16 protein-coding genes are annotated in these 16008 nt (G+C 63.1%); all 16 read right to left on the bottom strand.

What is annotated here, in order from left to right; translation table 11 throughout:
- Nucleotides 1-506 precede the first annotated feature (506 nt).
- Nucleotides 507-1663, bottom strand: a protein-coding gene (locus FBY21_RS20510; protein ID WP_409563791.1) for an IS3 family transposase whose coding sequence is annotated in 2 segments (ribosomal slippage) — nt 507-1400 and nt 1403-1663 — 1155 coding nt in all. Because the reading frame shifts where the segments join, the coding sequence is not laid out codon by codon here.
- A 46-nt stretch (nt 1664-1709) separates the two neighbouring features.
- Entirely contained in the window at nt 1710-2483 is a 774-nt protein-coding gene (locus tag FBY21_RS20500; protein ID WP_142013285.1) for a hypothetical protein, read from the bottom strand.
- A 332-nt stretch (nt 2484-2815) separates the two neighbouring features.
- Entirely contained in the window at nt 2816-4648 is a 1833-nt protein-coding gene (gene glmS / locus FBY21_RS20495) for a glutamine--fructose-6-phosphate transaminase (isomerizing) (RefSeq protein WP_044409990.1), read from the bottom strand.
- Between the two features lie 11 nt (nt 4649-4659).
- On the bottom strand, nt 4660-5430 hold the full coding sequence (locus FBY21_RS20490) for a DeoR/GlpR family DNA-binding transcription regulator (RefSeq protein WP_044409993.1): 771 nt from the start codon (nt 5428-5430) through the stop codon (nt 4660-4662).
- A 142-nt stretch (nt 5431-5572) separates the two neighbouring features.
- The gene (gene glmU / locus FBY21_RS20485) at nt 5573-6934 is read right to left on the bottom strand and encodes a bifunctional UDP-N-acetylglucosamine diphosphorylase/glucosamine-1-phosphate N-acetyltransferase GlmU (RefSeq protein WP_142013283.1); all 1362 of its coding nucleotides are present in this window, start codon (nt 6932-6934) and stop codon (nt 5573-5575) included.
- Nucleotides 6935-7033: 99 nt separating this feature from the next.
- Nucleotides 7034-7459 (bottom strand): F0F1 ATP synthase subunit epsilon, encoded by a 426-nt coding sequence (locus tag FBY21_RS20480; protein ID WP_044409999.1) that lies wholly within the window; start codon nt 7457-7459, stop codon nt 7034-7036.
- 43 nt (nt 7460-7502) lie between these two features.
- Complete coding sequence (gene atpD, locus FBY21_RS20475) at nt 7503-8879, bottom strand: F0F1 ATP synthase subunit beta (RefSeq protein ID WP_044410002.1); 1377 nt, start codon at nt 8877-8879, stop codon at nt 7503-7505.
- A gap of 30 nt (nt 8880-8909) precedes the next feature.
- Nucleotides 8910-9770 carry a F0F1 ATP synthase subunit gamma gene (gene atpG / locus FBY21_RS20470; RefSeq protein ID WP_044410005.1) on the bottom strand — a complete coding sequence of 287 codons (861 nt, stop codon included), beginning with the start codon at nt 9768-9770 and terminating at the stop codon, nt 8910-8912.
- Nucleotides 9771-9820: 50 nt separating this feature from the next.
- Nucleotides 9821-11365 (bottom strand): F0F1 ATP synthase subunit alpha, encoded by a 1545-nt coding sequence (gene atpA, locus FBY21_RS20465; protein ID WP_044410008.1) that lies wholly within the window; start codon nt 11363-11365, stop codon nt 9821-9823.
- 21 nt (nt 11366-11386) lie between these two features.
- The gene (locus tag FBY21_RS20460; RefSeq protein ID WP_044410011.1) at nt 11387-11923 is read right to left on the bottom strand and encodes a F0F1 ATP synthase subunit delta; all 537 of its coding nucleotides are present in this window, start codon (nt 11921-11923) and stop codon (nt 11387-11389) included.
- A 12-nt stretch (nt 11924-11935) separates the two neighbouring features.
- Nucleotides 11936-12406 carry a F0F1 ATP synthase subunit B gene (locus tag FBY21_RS20455; RefSeq protein WP_142013281.1) on the bottom strand — a complete coding sequence of 157 codons (471 nt, stop codon included), beginning with the start codon at nt 12404-12406 and terminating at the stop codon, nt 11936-11938.
- Between the two features lie 48 nt (nt 12407-12454).
- Nucleotides 12455-12712, bottom strand: coding sequence for a F0F1 ATP synthase subunit C (gene atpE, locus FBY21_RS20450; RefSeq protein ID WP_003457994.1), 258 nt, complete (start codon nt 12710-12712; stop codon nt 12455-12457).
- 183 nt (nt 12713-12895) lie between these two features.
- Nucleotides 12896-13765 (bottom strand): F0F1 ATP synthase subunit A, encoded by an 870-nt coding sequence (atpB, locus tag FBY21_RS20445; RefSeq protein ID WP_142013279.1) that lies wholly within the window; start codon nt 13763-13765, stop codon nt 12896-12898.
- A 16-nt stretch (nt 13766-13781) separates the two neighbouring features.
- Nucleotides 13782-14189: a F0F1 ATP synthase subunit I gene (locus tag FBY21_RS20440; RefSeq protein WP_074969823.1), complete on the bottom strand. Its 408-nt coding sequence runs from the start codon at nt 14187-14189 to the stop codon at nt 13782-13784.
- A gap of 147 nt (nt 14190-14336) precedes the next feature.
- Nucleotides 14337-15209: a ParB/RepB/Spo0J family partition protein gene (locus FBY21_RS20435; RefSeq protein ID WP_044410025.1), complete on the bottom strand. Its 873-nt coding sequence runs from the start codon at nt 15207-15209 to the stop codon at nt 14337-14339.
- Between the two features lie 9 nt (nt 15210-15218).
- A complete protein-coding gene (locus FBY21_RS20430) occupies nt 15219-16007 on the bottom strand; it encodes a ParA family protein (protein ID WP_044410028.1) in 789 nt (262 codons plus the stop codon).
- Nucleotide 16008 lies beyond the last annotated feature (1 nt).

Raw genomic sequence — 16008 nt, 5'->3', positions numbered from 1 at the left:
TTCGCCAGCTACTCAAGCCTACTACCCCATAGCCAATTCGTCAACCTGTCAACCCGTCCACTCGTCAACCATCTTCCTGCGCTCCGAGCCAAACCCTCTAGGCCTAGACGCCCACTAATCATTTAGATATCTGGTTGAACCACTAGGGCGGGGGCCATCCTCAGAGAGCGATCCGGCTTAGCCGAGCTGCGCATCCGCAGGTAGATAGTGGCAGCAACATCTGCCGGCACCAGGATGCGGGTCATCGTGCTCGACTCACTGGTGCAAAAGAGACAAAAGTGGGATCCCGGCGGACTAAGCAGGCAGCAGGCAGAGCACTCAACCGCTTGGCCACCCCAGTCTCGGGCGGCACGCAGTGTCTGGTTGACGATCAACTCCACTCAGCACTCACGAGCCCCGCGCTCACCCTTCAGAGGCAACCCAGCAGATCGCTGTGCTTCAGCAGCCTCCAATTGGGACTGCCTGTGAGCTGCGAGTGGTCTGTCCCGGGACTGGTGGACAGGTAGTTAAGAGCTACTGCTCGCATTTCGCCGCTCAAACTCCATCGGACTGAGATAGCCCAACGTCGAGTGGCGACGGCGGTGATTGTAAAAGCGGATGTAGTCGAACAGGTCGGTTTTCGCCTCCTGGTAACTGGCGTAGCGAGTCAGGTACACCCGCTCAGCCTTCAGCGAACGGAAGAAGCTCTCCATCGCGGCGTTGTCCCAGCAGTTCCCCGGACGTGAATGGCTGGGCACGATTCGATGTCGCCGAAGCAAGGCCTGGTAGTCGTACGCGCAGTATTGGCTGCCACGATCCGAGTGCAGCAGCACTTCTTTTTTCGGCTGTCGACGTGCAACGGCCATCTCCAGCGCGGCATGTACCAAAGCCTGCTGCATGCGGTGGTGCATCGCCCAACCGACGACAGCGCGTGAATAGAGATCGAGCACGACGGCCAGATATAGCCAGCCTTGGGCCGTCCGCACGTAGGTCATGTCCGAGACCCAGTGCCGATTGGCGCGATCCGAGGCGAACTGGCGATCCAGATGGTTCGGGGCAATCGGCAGAGCATGACGACTGCTGGAAACCAGCCGCCAACGCTTGCGCGAACGAACACGCAGGCCGGCTTCGCGCATCAGTCGAGCGACTCGGTGTCGACCACACGCATGCCCCATGGCCGCCAACTCGGCCTTGATTCGGCGATGGCCATAGATCCCATTCACCTCATGGTGGATGGTGCGGATCTCCTTGCTCAGACGCCGATTCGCCATCTCTCTCGCCGAAGGTGGTCGCTGCTGCCATGCATAGAAGCCGCTGCGGGATACCCGCAGCAGCCGACACATTGGCGCTACGGGATAGCGACCGGCCAACGCCTCGATGGCGCGGAACTTCACTTCGTGGGCTGCGAGAAGATGGCGAGCGCCTTTTTTAAAACATCGCGCTCCATGGTGACCTGAGCCAGTTGCTGGCGTAGACGACGCAGTTCCGCGCTCTCGCCTCGCTGCTTGCCGTTGCCCGGAAAGGCATCGTCACCTTGCTGCTCGTACTGGCGCTTCCATTTGCCCAACAGGCTTTCAGCGATGCCCAGCGTCTCGGCTACATGACGAAGCGGCGTGCCTGCAAGTACCTGGTCTACCGCCTCGCGTTTGAAGGATTCGGGAAAACGTCGTCTGGTCTGGGTCATGAACACTCCTTGCGGTGGACATTATCCACCTAAAGTCAGTGTCCACTCAGCGCGGGACAGACCAGAGTGCAGCTGTGTGCTCGGCAGCCTTTTCCTCCTGCTCAACTCGCTTTGCTTCCTCGATCGCTTGCTGGCGTGCCCGCTCCTGCTCCCACTGGGTGTTATAGAGGTCGACCTCGGCGGCCAGCTCAGTTACAGCGCGCTTGATCAGCATCTCTCCGCGTAGCGATCGAATCCACGATCGAGTGGCATGGTCGGAAAGCACTGCTCGCTCAAAGGCCACTGAATCGTTGATCTGATCAAGGCTAAGCCCGCTGAGATCAATTTCGACGGAGGACGCCTCAATGCTGGATAGCCGCTGATAGCGCTCGTGCTCTGCTCGAGAGAAGACCTTGATCTGGATAATCAGCTGGCGGTTGTCAGAAGTAAGGACAGCATGCGCAAGCACATCGCCAAGATCCACGAATCGCTCTACTGCATCTCCGCCAACAGGTGCTGCCTTGAAAGCCACATCTCGAAACAGGGAGTGCCCAGAGGAGGTTGCAGCGCGGACTTGGTGATAGAACGCAGGGAGTGTTAATCCCCGCCGAGCAGCTATCAGCGCAACTGCAGCCCGCCGTACCGCCTCCTTATAGCCACGAACGCAATCTTCCGACTGGGCGTGGCGAAAGTGCGGGATGACTTTCTGCCCACCATTCGCAGCATTCAGCGGTTTACAGCACCCAGGACAGATGCAACCGCAGCCGAGGCCATTCTCAACCTCGAAAGCACGGTAAAGCGTTCCGTCACGCTCTCCAAATGGAATCTTCGTACCCTGCATACAGCTATCCCTTGGCGGCGCCGCGGAGCTGAGGCCTGAGCGGCTATGACAACAGCCAAGCAAGCGCCCTTACTACCCGCCTAAATCTAATTGGCGGAGTGCTTTTCAATAGCTTCGGCCATCCAGTCAGGGAGCACGGACGCTACCGATTGCAAAGCCTGCCATTCATCACTCGGCAGAATAATACGTAGGTTTACGACTGCTTCATCGACCCACAGCGGACCGAGCGATGCCAGCGCCCGAATCGCGTCACCTGCTGCCCTTGGCCCAAGCGACATCTGCCAGTGCGGGACAGACCACTAAAGACCAACGGGCGCCGTGCGGGCGGCCCGTCACTCCACGGTGACGGACTTGGCCAGGTTGCGCGGCTGGTCGACGTCGGTGCCCTTGAGCACGGCGACGTAGTAGGACAGCAGTTGCAGCGGCAGGGTGTAGAGGATCGGCGCGAGGATGTCGACGGTGTGGGGCATGGCCACCACGTGGGTGCCGGGACCGTTGTCGATGCCGGCCTGGCGGTCGGCGAAGACGATCAGTTCGCCGCCACGGGCGCGGACTTCCTGCAGGTTGGACTTGAGCTTCTCTACCAGCTCGTTGTTCGGCGCCACGGTGACCACCGGCATGTCGGCGTCCACCAGGGCCAGGGGGCCGTGCTTGAGTTCGCCGGCCGGGTAGGCCTCGGCGTGGATGTAGGAGATCTCCTTGAGCTTGAGCGCGCCTTCCATGGCCACCGGGTACTGGGCGCCACGGCCGAGGAACAGGGTGTGGTGCTTCTCGGCGAACAGCTCGGCGACCTTCTCCACGGTCTTGTCCATGGCCAGGGCCTCGCCCAGGTGGGTGGGCAGGCGGCGCAGGGCTTCCACCAGTTCGGCTTCGCGGGCCTTGTCGAGGTTGCCGCGCACCTGGCCGAGGCTGAGGGTGAGCAGCAGCAGGGCCACCAGCTGGGTGGTGAAGGCCTTGGTGGAGGCGACGCCGATCTCGGGGCCAGCCAGGGTCAGCAGGGTGAGGTCGGACTCGCGCACCAGGGAGCTGGTGCCGACGTTGCAGATGGCCAGGCTCGCCAGGTAGCCGCCGGCGCGGGCGTTGCGCAGGGCGGCCAGGGTGTCGGCGGTCTCGCCGGACTGGGAGATGGTGACGAACAGGGTGTCGGGTTGGACCACCACCTTGCGGTAGCGGAACTCGCTGGCCACTTCCACCTGGCAGGGGACGCCGGCCAGCTCTTCCAGCCAGTAACGGGCGACCATGCCGGCGTGGTAGCTGGTGCCACAGGCGACGATCTGCACGTTGCGTACCTTGGCGAACAGCTCGGCGGCGCGGGGGCCGAAGGCGTTGACCAGTACGTGGTCGGCGCCCAGGCGGCCTTCGAGGGTGCGCTGGACGACCTTGGGCTGCTCGTGGATCTCCTTGAGCATGAAGTGGCGGTACTCGCCCTTGTCGGCGGCCTCGGCGCCTTCGTGGTACTGCACCTGCTCACGCTGCACGGGCTGGCCGGCGCTGTCCCAGATGCGCACCTGGTCGCGGTGGATCTCGGCGATGTCGCCCTCTTCCAGGTACATGAAGCGGTCGGTGACCTGGCGCAGGGCCAACTGGTCGGAGGCGAGGAAGTTTTCCCCCAGGCCCAGGCCGATCACCAACGGGCTGCCGCTGCGGGCGGCCACCAGGCGGTCGGGCTGGCTGCGGCTGATCACGGCCAGGCCGTAGGCGCCGTGGAGTTCGCGCACCACCACCTTGAGCGCTTCGGTGAGGTCGCCGAGGTTGGACAGGTGGTGGTCGAGCAGGTGGACGATGACCTCGGTGTCGGTGTCGGAGGTGAAGACGTAGCCCAGGCCCTTGAGGTGCTCGCGCAGGGGTTCGTGGTTTTCGATGATGCCGTTGTGCACCAGGGCGAGGTCGCCGGAGAAGTGCGGGTGGGCGTTGTGCTCGGTGGGCGCGCCGTGGGTAGCCCAGCGGGTGTGGGCGATGCCCAGGCGGCCGGCGAGGGGCTCGGCGGCCAGGGCCTGTTCCAGTTCGCTGACCTTGCCGACGCGACGACGGCGCTGCAGGCCGCCCTGGTTGTCCAGCACGGCGACGCCGGCGCTGTCGTAGCCACGGTATTCGAGGCGCTTGAGGCCTTCGACGAGGATGGCGGTGATGTTCCGTTCAGCCACTGCGCCAACGATGCCACACATGGGTTGTCTCCTCAGTTATCCACAGGCGCGCAGACCAGCGTGATGCCGCGCGCTTCTATCTGTTGGCGAGCGTCCTGGGGCAGGCGCTCGTCGGTGATCAGGGTATGGATGCTGCTCCAGGGCAGCTCCAGGTTGGGGATGCGCCGCCCGACCTTGTCGGCCTCGGCCATGACAATCACCTCGCGGGCGACCTCGGCCATGACCCGGGACAGGCCCAGCAGCTCATTGAAGGTGGTGGTGCCACGGGCCAGGTCGATGCCGTCGGCGCCGATGAACAGCTGGTCGAAATCGTAGGAGCGCAGCACCTGCTCGGCGACCTGGCCCTGGAAGGACTCGGAGTGCGGGTCCCAGGTGCCGCCGGTCATCAGCAGCACCGGCTCGTGCTCCAGTTCGCGCAGGGCGGTGGCGACATTCAGTGAGTTGGTCATCACCACCAGGCCGGGGCGGTGGCCGAGTTCGGGGATCAGCGCGGCGGTGGTGCTGCCGCTGTCGACGATGATCCGTGCGTGCTCACGGATGCGCTCGGCGGCGGCGCGGGCGATGGCCTGCTTGTAGCGGGACACCGGCTGGCTGGTTTCGCTGATGAACTCCTGGGGCACGGGCACGGCGCCGCCGTAGCGACGCAGCAGCAGGCCGTTGGCCTCCAGGGCGGCGAGGTCCTTGCGGATGGTCACTTCCGAGGTGGCGAAGGCCTTGGCCAGGGCGTCGACGCTGACCTCGCCCTGCTCGGCGAGCAGGGCGAGGATGGCATGGCGACGCTGGGGCGTATTGCGCTTCGACATCTCGCAAGTTTCGATTCGAAAGAAAAAGTGGGCGAATCAAAACTCAACGAAGCTTTTGCGTCAACCCCGGAAACGACAGAAGGCGACCTCGGTCGCCTTCTGTCGGGCCTGCGGTTTATCCACAGGCGGGGTTATCCACAACTCACTTCTTCTTCACGGGGCGCTTCCAGCCTTCGATGTTGCGCTGCTTGGCGCGGCCGACGGCGAGGCTGTGGGCGGGTACGTCCTGGGTGATGGTGGAGCCGGCACCGGTGGTGGCGCCGTCACCGAGGGTCACGGGCGCTACCAGGGCGCTGTTGGAGCCGATGAAGACGTCTTCGCCCATGACGGTGCGGGACTTGTTGGCGCCATCGTAGTTACAGGTGATGGTGCCGGCACCGATGTTGGTGCGTGCGCCGATCTCGGCATCACCCAGGTAGCTCAGGTGGCCGGCCTTGGCGCCCTCGCCCATCACGGCGTTCTTCAGTTCGACGAAGTTACCCACATGGGCCTTGGCACCCAGCACGGCACCGGGACGCAGGCGGGCGAACGGGCCGCAGTCGGCGCCTTCGCCCAGCTCGGCACCGTCCAGGTGGCTGTTGGCCTTGACGATGGCGCCGCGGCGCAGGGTGCTGTCCTTGATGACGCAGTTGGGGCCGATCTGGACGTCGTCTTCGATCACCACGCGGCCTTCGAGGATGACGTTGACGTCGATGAGCACGTCGCGGCCCACGCTGGCTTCGCCACGCAGGTCGAAGCGCGCCGGGTCCAGCAGGGTCACGCCCTGGGCCATGAGGCGGCGGGCCGCCCGCTGCTGGTAGTGACGCTCCAGTTCGGCAAGCTGGATGCGGTCGTTGGCGCCCTGCACTTCCATGGCGTCCTGGGGCTGCTCGGTGACCACCACCAGGCCGTCGGCCACGGCCATGGCGATGACGTCGGTCAGGTAGTACTCGCCCTGGGCGTTGTGGTTGGACAGCCGGCCCAGCCAATCGGCCAGGCGCTTGCCGGGGACGGCGAGGATGCCTGTGTTGCCTTCGCGGATGGCACGCTGCTCGGGGCTGGCGTCCTTGTGTTCGACGATGGCCTTCACCACGCCCTGGGCGTCCCGCACGATGCGGCCGTAGCCGGTGGGGTCGTCCAGCTCGACGGTGAGCAGGGCGAGCTGGTCGTCCTGGACCTTGTCCAGCAGGCGGCGCAGGGTGGCTTCCTCGATCAGCGGCACGTCGCCATAGAGGATCAGCACGCGCTCGGCACTGAGCTGCGGCAGGGCCTGGGCCACGGCATGGCCGGTGCCCAGCTGCTGGGCCTGCAGGACGAAGCTGAGGTCGTCTGCGGCGAGGCGCTCACGCACAAGGTCGGCCCCGTGGCCGATGACCACGTGGATGCCCTGGGGCTGCAGCGCACGGGCGCTGTCGATGACGTGCCCGAGCATGGGCTTGCCGGCAACGGGGTGGAGAACCTTGGGCAGCGCCGAGCGCATGCGGGTGCCCTGGCCTGCGGCGAGGATGACGATATCGAGGGACATGAAAGGACGCTTCCGAGCCTGTGGATAACCGGCGATGCCGGAAAAGAAAAAGGGTAGCCAAGGCTACCCTTTTACTTGCATGCGATGAAGAGCGGTGGCTTAGCCGCCGAACTTCTTGCGCAACTGCTGGACGGTACGCAGCTGGGCCGCGGCCTCTGCCAGACGGGCGGCAGCGGAGCTGTAGTCGAACTCCGAGCCCTTCTGGTTCAGCGCCTTCTCAGCGGCCTTGAGGGCCTCCTGAGCAGCGGCTTCGTCCAGGTCACCGGCGCGGACCACGGTGTCGGCCAGGACCTTCACCATGCTCGGCTGCACTTCGAGGAAACCACCGGAGATGTAGAACACCTCCTCCTCGCCGCCCTGCTTGACCAGGCGGATCGGACCCGGCTTGAGATCGGTGATCAGCGGGGCGTGGCCCGGCGTGATACCCAGGTCGCCCAGGTTGCCGTGGGCGATCACCATCTCGACCAGACCGGAGAAAATCTCCGCTTCGGCGCTGACGATATCGCAGTGGACAGTAATAGCCATACGCTTGCCTCACGTAAGCGCCCGTTGCCGGGCGCTCAGGGGGTTACAGTTTCTTGGCTTTCTCGATGGCTTCATCGATGCCGCCGACCATGTAGAACGCCTGCTCGGGCAGGTGGTCGTAGTCACCGTTGAGGATGCCCTTGAAGCCCGCGATGGTGTCCTTCAGGGAAACGTACTTGCCCGGGGAGCCGGTGAAGACTTCGGCCACGAAGAACGGCTGGGACAGGAAGCGCTGGATCTTACGAGCGCGGGCTACCAGTTGCTTGTCCGATTCGGACAGCTCGTCCATGCCGAGGATCGCGATGATGTCCTTCAGCTCCTTGTAGCGCTGCAGTACGTACTGCACGCCACGGGCGGTCTCGTAGTGCTCCTGGCCGATTACCAGCGGGTCCAGCTGACGGCTGGTGGAGTCCAGCGGGTCAACGGCCGGGTAGATACCCAGGGAGGCGATGTCACGGGACAGTACGACGGTGGCGTCCAGGTGGGCGAAGGTGGTCGCCGGGGACGGGTCGGTCAGGTCGTCCGCAGGTACGTATACGGCCTGGATGGAGGTGATCGAACCGGTCTTGGTGGAGGTGATGCGCTCTTGCAGAACGCCCATTTCCTCGGCCAGGGTCGGCTGGTAACCCACAGCGGACGGCATACGACCCAGCAGCGCGGACACTTCGGTACCGGCCAGGGTGTAACGGTAGATGTTGTCGACGAACAGCAGTACGTCACGGCCTTCGTCACGGAACTTCTCGGCCATGGTCAGGCCGGTCAGTGCAACGCGCAGACGGTTGCCCGGCGGCTCGTTCATCTGGCCGTAAACCAGGGCGACCTTGTCCAGTACGTTGGAGTCCTTCATCTCGTGGTAGAAGTCGTTGCCCTCACGGGTACGCTCGCCCACGCCGGCGAACACGGAGTAACCGCTGTGCTCGATGGCGATGTTACGGATGAGTTCCATCATGTTCACGGTCTTGCCCACGCCGGCGCCACCGAACAGGCCTACCTTGCCGCCTTTGGCGAAGGGGCAGACCAGGTCGATCACCTTGATGCCGGTTTCCAGCAGCTCGTTGCCACCCGCCTGGTCGGCGTAGGACGGAGCAGCGCGGTGGATTTCCCAACGCTCTTCTTCGCCGATGGGGCCGGCTTCGTCGATGGGGTTGCCCAGGACGTCCATGATGCGGCCCAGGGTGGCCTTGCCAACCGGGACGGAGATGGCTGCGCCAGTGCTGGTGACGTCCAGGCCACGCTTCAGACCTTCGGTCGAGCCCATGGCAATGGAACGAACCACGCCGTCGCCCAGCTGCTGCTGGACTTCGAGGGTGGTTTCGGCGCCTTGAACTTTCAGCGCCTCGTATACGGCCGGTACCTGATCACGCGGGAATTCCACGTCGATAACGGCGCCGATGATTTGAACGATACGTCCGCTACTCATCTTTGGTTCCTCTGAATATTTGAACCGTTCTTAAACCGCGGCAGCGCCGCCGACGATTTCCGAAATTTCCTGGGTGATCGCTGCCTGACGCGCCTTGTTGTAGATCAGCTGCAGATCGCTGATCAGTTCACCGGCGTTGTCGGTGGCATTCTTCATCGCGATCATCCGCGCAGCCTGCTCGGCGGCGTTGTTCTCGACCACCGCCTGGTACACCTGCGACTCCACGTAACGCACCATCAGCCCGTCGAGGAGCTGCTTGGCGTCGGGTTCGTACAGGTAGTCCCAGTGATGCTTGAGCGCTTCATCCGGAGTCGCCACAAGCGGAACGAGCTGTTCCACAGTGGGCTTCTGCACCATGGTGTTGACGAACTTGTTCGAAACCACGGACAGACGATCGATGCGACCTTCGAGGTAGGCATCGAGCATCACCTTGACGCTGCCGATCAGATCGTTGATCGACGGCTCTTCGCCGAGGTGGCTGATCGCAGCAACGACATTGCCACCAAAGTTGCGGAAGAACGCCGCACCCTTGCTGCCAATCACGCAGAGATCGATCTCCACGCCTTGCTCGCGATTGCTCGCCATGTCCTTGACCAGGGCCTTGAACAGGTTGGTGTTCAAGCCACCGCACAGACCACGGTCCGAACTCACCACGACATAGCCGACGCGCTTGACGGGGCGCTCGATCATGAAGGGGTGGCGGTACTCGGGGTTGGCGTTGGCCAGATGACCGATCACCTGGCGGATGCGCTCCGCGTACGGACGGCTGGCAGCCATGCGCTGCTGAGCCCTGCGCATCTTGCTGACGGCCACCTTTTCCATGGCGCTGGTGATCTTCTGCGTGCTTTTGATGCTCGCAATCTTGCTGCGAATCTCTTTTGCGCCTGCCATTTGACACCTTTCGGGTTAGCAGGCGGGGGCCCTGGGGCCCCCGCTGCGGCTTACCAGGTTTGGGTGGCCTTGAACTTCTCGATGCCGGACTTGATGCCTGCGTCGATTTCGTCGTTGAAGTCACCTTTCTCGTTGATCTTGGCCATCAGTGCGGCCAGCTCACGGTTGAAGTAACCCAGCAGGGCTGCTTCGAAGGCGCCAACTTTGTTCACGTCCACATCGGTCAGGAAGCCACGCTCGGCAGCGTACAGAGACACGGACATGTCAGCGATGGACATGGGCGCGTACTGCTTCTGCTTCATCAGCTCGGTAACGCGCTGACCGTGTTCCAGCTGCTTGCGGGTGGCTTCGTCCAGGTCGGAGGCGAACTGGGCGAAGGCCGCCAGTTCACGGTACTGGGCGAGTGCGGTACGGATGCCACCGGACAGCTTCTTGATGATCTTGGTCTGGGCGGCGCCACCGACGCGGGATACCGAGATACCGGCGTTGACGGCCGGACGGATACCCGAGTTGAACATGGCGGATTCCAGGAAGATCTGACCGTCGGTGATGGAGATCACGTTGGTCGGAACGAACGCGGAAACGTCACCAGCCTGGGTTTCGATGATCGGCAGGGCGGTCAGGGAACCGGTCTTGCCTTTCACTTCGCCGTTGGTGAACTTCTCGACGTATTCCTCGGAAACGCGGGATGCGCGCTCCAGCAGGCGGCTGTGGAGATAGAACACGTCGCCCGGGTAGGCTTCGCGGCCCGGCGGGCGGCGCAGCAGCAGGGAGATCTGGCGGTAGGCGACGGCCTGCTTGGACAGGTCATCGTAGACGATCAGGGCGTCTTCACCGCGGTCGCGGAAATATTCGCCCATGGTGCAGCCGGCGTAGGGAGCCAGGAACTGCAGCGCAGCGGATTCGGAAGCCGAGGCAGCCACCACGATGGTGTTGGCCAGGGCGCCGGTTTCTTCCAGCTTGCGTACGACGTTGGCGATGGTCGATTGCTTCTGACCGATGGCTACGTAGACGCAGCGGATGCCGCTGTTCTTCTGGTTGATGATGGCGTCGACAGCCAGGGCGGTCTTGCCGATCTGACGGTCACCGATGATCAGCTCGCGCTGGCCACGGCCGACCGGGATCATGGCGTCAACCGACTTGTAGCCGGTCTGTACCGGCTGGTCGACCGACTTACGCCAGATCACGCCCGGAGCCACTTTCTCGACAGCGTCGGTGGCTTTGGCATTGATCGGGCCCTTGCCATCGATCGGGTTGCCCAGTGCGTCGACGACGCGGCCCAGCAGTTCCGGACCAACCGGGACTTCCAGGATGCGGCCGGTGCACTTGGCGCTCATGCCTTCGGCCAGGCTCAGGTAGCTGCCCAGTACCACGGCACCTACGGAGTCCTGCTCCAGGTTCAGTGCCATGCCGTAGACGCCACCCGGGAACTCGATCATCTCGCCGTACATCACGTCGGCCAGGCCGTGGATGCGGACGATACCGTCGGAGACGGAGACGATGGTGCCTTCGTTGCGGGCTTGGGAAGAGACGTCGAGTTTCTCGATACGCCCCTTGATGATTTCACTAATTTCGGAAGGATTGAGTTGCTGCATTGCTCTGCTGCCCCTTCAAACTCAAGATTTCAACGCTTCGGCCAGCTTCGCGATCTTGCCGCGAACCGAGCCATCGATAACCAGGTCGCCGGCACGGATCACGACACCGCCGATGAGGCTGGTGTCTTCCGCAGCGTGCAGTCGCACTTCCCGGCCAAGCCGAGCGCTGAGAACCTTGGCGAGTTTGTCTTGCTGTTCAGTGTTCAATGCGAAGGCACTGGTGACTTCCACGTCGATCGACTTCTCCTGCTCGGCCTTGTACAGCTCGAACAGTTCGACGATCTCCGGCAACAGGCCGATGCGGCCGTTTTCGGAGAGGACGCGGATGAAATTGCCTACCTGAGCATCGAATTTGTCGCCAACCACCTCGATGAAGGTGTTGGCTTTCTCTTCGCTCGTCAGACGCGGGGCTTTGAGCACCTGCTGCATGGTGGTGTCCTGAGACACCGCAGCGGCCAGGCCAAGCATGGCCGACCAGGCGGCCAGCTGCTGATGGGCCTGGGCGTACTCGAAAGCCGCCTTGGCGTAAGGTCGGGCCAGCGTGGTCAGTTCTGCCATGATCGCCCTCGCTTAGATTTCGGCGGCCAGTTTGTTAACCAGCTCCGCGTGCGCGTTTTGATCGATAGTGGCACCCAGGATCTTCTCGGCACCGCTGACGGCCAGGCTACCCAGTTGGGCACGCAGCGCGTCTTTGACACCGTTGAGTTCCTGCTCGATCTCGGCCTGAGCCTGCGCCTTGAGGCGCTCGCCTTCGGTGCGGGCCTGATCGCGAGCTTCGTCGACGATCTGGGTAGCACGCTTCTTGGCTTGCTCGATGATTTCACCTGCCTGAGTCTTGGCCTCGCGCAGTTGCTGGGCCACTTTCTCGTGGGCCAGCTCCAGGTCACGAGCCGCGCGGTTGGCAGCGTCCAGGCCGTCGGCGATCTTCTTCTGACGGTCGCGCAGTGCCGTGATGACCGGAGGCCACACGAACTTCATGCAGAACAGTACGAAGATGAAGAACGCGACGGACTGGCCGATCAGGGTTGCATTAATATTCACGCCAACACCTCGCTCGTTCGTTGTCAGTCCAATTCCCTAAGGAAGGGATTACTGGGCTACCTGAGCAATGAACGGGTTAGCGAAGGTGAAGAACAGAGCGATACCAACGCCGATCATGGTCACGGCGTCCAGCAGGCCGGCGACGATGAACATTTTGACCTGCAGCATCGGGACCATTTCCGGCTGGCGAGCAGCGCCTTCCAGGAACTTGCCACCCAGCAGACCGAAGCCGATAGCGGTACCCAGGGCACCCAGACCAATCAGCAGAGCTACGGCGATCGCGGTGAGACCTACTACAGTTTCCATTTTTCCTCCCGACTTTATGTCGTGTTGGTTAGGTTTAAGTGAAGCGGTAGAACGAAATCGTTTTGGTGTTCCCATCGCCCTTTCGGGCATTCCCGCGCGGACTGCGGCGGGACCATCGCTAGCCTGAGACGCCTCCTGCTGTTCCTCCCCGAGGGGAAGACAGCCAGGAGGCGCCGCGCGCTATCAATGGTTGTCTTCGTGCGCCATCGACAGGTAGACGATGGTCAGCATCATGAAGATGAAGGCCTGCAGGGTGATGATCAGGATGTGGAACACGGCCCACGCCCACTGCAGGGCGATGCCGAGGCCGCTGAGCAGCAGGATGCCGGCACCGAACATCACGGCGATCAGGATGAACACCAGTTCGCCGGCGTACATGTTGCCGAACAGTCGCAGGGCGAGGGAGATCGGCTTGGCGATCAGGGTGACGAATTCGAGCAGGAAGTTCACCGGGATCAGCAGGATCTGCACGGCGATGTTCTTGCTGCTGAAGGGGTGCAGGGTCAGTTCGCCGATGAAGCCGCCGATGCCTTTCACCCTGATGCTGTAGAAGATGATCAGGGCGAACACGGAGAAGGCCATGCCCAGGGTCGCGTTCGGGTCGGTGGTCGGTACGGCGCGGAAGAACAGGTGCTCGTTGCCGGAGATCTTGGCGGCCAGCATCGGGATCCAGTCCACCGGGACCAGGTCGATGGCGTTCATCAGGAAGATCCAGACGAAGATGGTCAGCGCCAGCGGGGCGATCAGCGGGTTACGGCCGTGGAAGGTGTCTTTGACGTTGGTGTCGACGAAGTCGACCATCACTTCCACCAGATTCTGCAGGCCACCGGGAACGCCGGAGGTGGCCTTCTTGGCCGCCATGCGGAACAGGAAGACGAACAGCAGACCGAGGCCGATGGACCAGCCCAGGGTGTCCACGTGGAACGCCCAGAAGCCCATTTCCTTGGCTTGTTCGGCGGTGTGGGCGAAGCCCCACTCGCCGGACGGCAGCTTACCGAAGGTCAGGTTTTGCAGGTGGTGCTGGATATAGCCCGAAGCGGTTTGCTCTGCCATGTTTGCCTCAAACGCCCTAAGGTTTCGAATATCTTGTTCTCATCAGCAGGGGAGCGAACCAGCTGACCGATTGCGTCAGCAGGAAGGCACCGAACAAGGCCGGCGCCTCCAGTGGTTTCACGCCTGCAAACGTCAGTGCGAAGAGCACTGCCGTCAGAATCAACTTGCCCATCTCGCCGGCGTAGAACGACCGGACGATCGCCTGGGCTGCCCGGGCACCGCTGTAGCGGAAGGCCTTGTGGGCGAAGTACAGGTTCGGCAACCAGGCGATAAGCCCACCGCACAAGCCAGAGTACCCGGCGACCGTGCCGCGCCACTGCCAGAGAACGACGGTGGCGATCAGCAATACGACCCCTTGGACGAGCAGCACCGGGAAGACCGGTAGACGATGGAAGGGCAAGCGATTCGGCGTGCGGATATCCATCGCAGCATGTCCTCTGAGTCGGCGCCTTGAATCAATGACTTGGCATACTTTGTGCCGACAAAATTGCGCGCAGAGTATAGGGGCCTAACCCCCCCCGTTCAACTGCCCGGTAGTGAAATCCGACTATCCGCTACATGCCCAGATGTTTCAGCGGATGTGGGCCAGGACACCCTGCAATTCGTCGAGGGAGTTGTAGCGGATCACCAGCTGTCCCTTGCCCTTCTGCCCGTGCTTGATCTGCACCGGAGCGCCCAGGCGCTCAGCCAGGCGCTGTTCGAGCCGGCTGATGTCCGGGTCGGACTTGACCGCTTCGACAGGCTTCTCGCGGGTGTTCAGCCACTGCCTCACCAGTGCCTCGGTTTGGCGCACGGTGAGCCCGCGTGCGACAACATGTCGCGCGCCTTCCACCTGGCGTTCCAGGGGCAGGCCGAGCAGTGCACGGGCATGGCCCATTTCCAGGTCGCCATGGGCCAGGAGGGTCTTCACCTCTTCCGGCAGGCCGATCAGGCGCAGCAGGTTGGTGATGGTGACGCGGGACTTGCCCACCGCTTCGGCCACCTGTTGCTGGGTGAGCTGGAACTCCTGCTGCAGGCGCTGAAGCGCCACGGCCTCTTCGATCGGGCTGAGGTCTTCACGCTGGATGTTCTCGATCAGCGCCATGGCGATGGCGGCTTCGTCCGGCACCTCACGCACCAGGGCCGGGATGCGGTCCAGGCCGGCCTGCTGGCTGGCGCGCCAGCGGCGCTCACCGGCAATGATCTCGAAGCGGCCACCACCGATGGGGCGCACCACGATGGGTTGCATGACGCCCTGGGCCTTGATCGACTGGGCCAGCTCTTCGAGGGCGGTGGGATCCATGTCCCGGCGGGGTTGGTACTTGCCGCGCTGGATCAGGTCCAGGGGCAGGTTCTGCAGCTCGCGAGTATCGGCCTTGCTGGCCTCCTCCTGCAGGACGGTGGCGTTGTTGCCGCCCAGCAGGGCGTCCAGGCCACGACCCAGGCCTCGTTTTTTCGCTGCCATGCGGTTTCCTTATGCGGTAGCTGTTCTGGCGCCGGCGCGCTGTCGGCGAACCACTTCGCCAGCCAGCGCAAGGTAGGCGATGGCGCCACGGGATTGCTTGTCGTACACCAGCGCCGGCATGCCGAAGCTGGGCGCCTCGGCGAGGCGTACGTTGCGGGGGATGACGGCGTCGTAGAGCTTGTCGCCGAAGTGCTCCTTGAGCTGGGCGCTGACGTCGTTGGTGAGGCTGATGCGCGGATCGTACATGGTGCGCAGCAGGCCTTCGATCTTCAGTTCGGGGTTCAGCAACTGGCCGATGCGCTGGATGCTGTTGATCAGGTCGGACAGTCCTTCCAGTGCGTAGTACTCGCACTGCATGGGGATGATCACGCCATCGGCCGCCACCAGGGCATTGATGGTAAGCATCGACAGGGACGGCGGGCAGTCGATGAGGATGTAGTCGTAGTTCTCTCGCACCGGTGCAAGGGCATAGCGCAGGCGGCTTTCCTTCATCTTCATTTCCAGCAGGGCCACTTCCGCCGCGGTCAGGTCGCGGTTGGCCGGCAACAGCTGGTAGCCACCGTGCTCGGAGAACTGCATGGCGTCGGCCAGGTCGCACTCGCCGATCAAGACGTCATAGATGGAATGCTCCAGGGCGTGCTTGTCGATGCCGCTGCCCATGGTGGCGTTGCCCTGGGGATCGAGGTCGATCAGCAGGACACGACGCTTGGTCGCGACCAGCGACGCAGCCAGGTTGATGCAGGTGGTGGTCTTGCCCACTCCGCCCTTCTGGTTGGCGATCGCGAATACCTTGGCCATG

Origin of the sequence: Pseudomonas sp. SLBN-26, assembly GCF_006715895.1 — a bacterium.
Classification (GTDB): Bacteria; Pseudomonadota; Gammaproteobacteria; order Pseudomonadales; family Pseudomonadaceae; genus Metapseudomonas; species Metapseudomonas otitidis.
This window is presented reverse-complemented; position numbering and strand designations above follow the sequence as displayed.

Bases quoted from the DNA above. Each gene is read 5' to 3' on its own strand.
- FBY21_RS20490 (WP_044409993.1), bottom strand. From the start codon at position 5,430: ATGTCGAAGCGCAATACGCCCCAGCGTCGCCATGCCATCCTCGCCCTG.
- atpG (WP_044410005.1), bottom strand. From the start codon at position 9,770: ATGGCAGGCGCAAAAGAGATTCGCAGCAAGATTGCGAGCATCAAAAGC.
- atpD (WP_044410002.1), bottom strand. From the start codon at position 8,879: ATGAGTAGCGGACGTATCGTTCAAATCATCGGCGCCGTTATCGACGTG.
- FBY21_RS20500 (WP_142013285.1), bottom strand. From the start codon at position 2,483: ATGCAGGGTACGAAGATTCCATTTGGAGAGCGTGACGGAACGCTTTAC.
- glmU (WP_142013283.1), bottom strand. From the start codon at position 6,934: ATGTCCCTCGATATCGTCATCCTCGCCGCAGGCCAGGGCACCCGCATG.
- atpB (WP_142013279.1), bottom strand. From the start codon at position 13,765: ATGGCAGAGCAAACCGCTTCGGGCTATATCCAGCACCACCTGCAAAAC.
- FBY21_RS20440 (WP_074969823.1), bottom strand. From the start codon at position 14,189: ATGGATATCCGCACGCCGAATCGCTTGCCCTTCCATCGTCTACCGGTC.
- glmS (WP_044409990.1), bottom strand. From the start codon at position 4,648: ATGTGTGGCATCGTTGGCGCAGTGGCTGAACGGAACATCACCGCCATC.
- atpE (WP_003457994.1), bottom strand. From the start codon at position 12,712: ATGGAAACTGTAGTAGGTCTCACCGCGATCGCCGTAGCTCTGCTGATT.
- FBY21_RS20430 (WP_044410028.1), bottom strand. From the start codon at position 16,007: ATGGCCAAGGTATTCGCGATCGCCAACCAGAAGGGCGGAGTGGGCAAG.
- FBY21_RS20460 (WP_044410011.1), bottom strand. From the start codon at position 11,923: ATGGCAGAACTGACCACGCTGGCCCGACCTTACGCCAAGGCGGCTTTC.
- atpA (WP_044410008.1), bottom strand. From the start codon at position 11,365: ATGCAGCAACTCAATCCTTCCGAAATTAGTGAAATCATCAAGGGGCGT.
- FBY21_RS20435 (WP_044410025.1), bottom strand. From the start codon at position 15,209: ATGGCAGCGAAAAAACGAGGCCTGGGTCGTGGCCTGGACGCCCTGCTG.
- FBY21_RS20480 (WP_044409999.1), bottom strand. From the start codon at position 7,459: ATGGCTATTACTGTCCACTGCGATATCGTCAGCGCCGAAGCGGAGATT.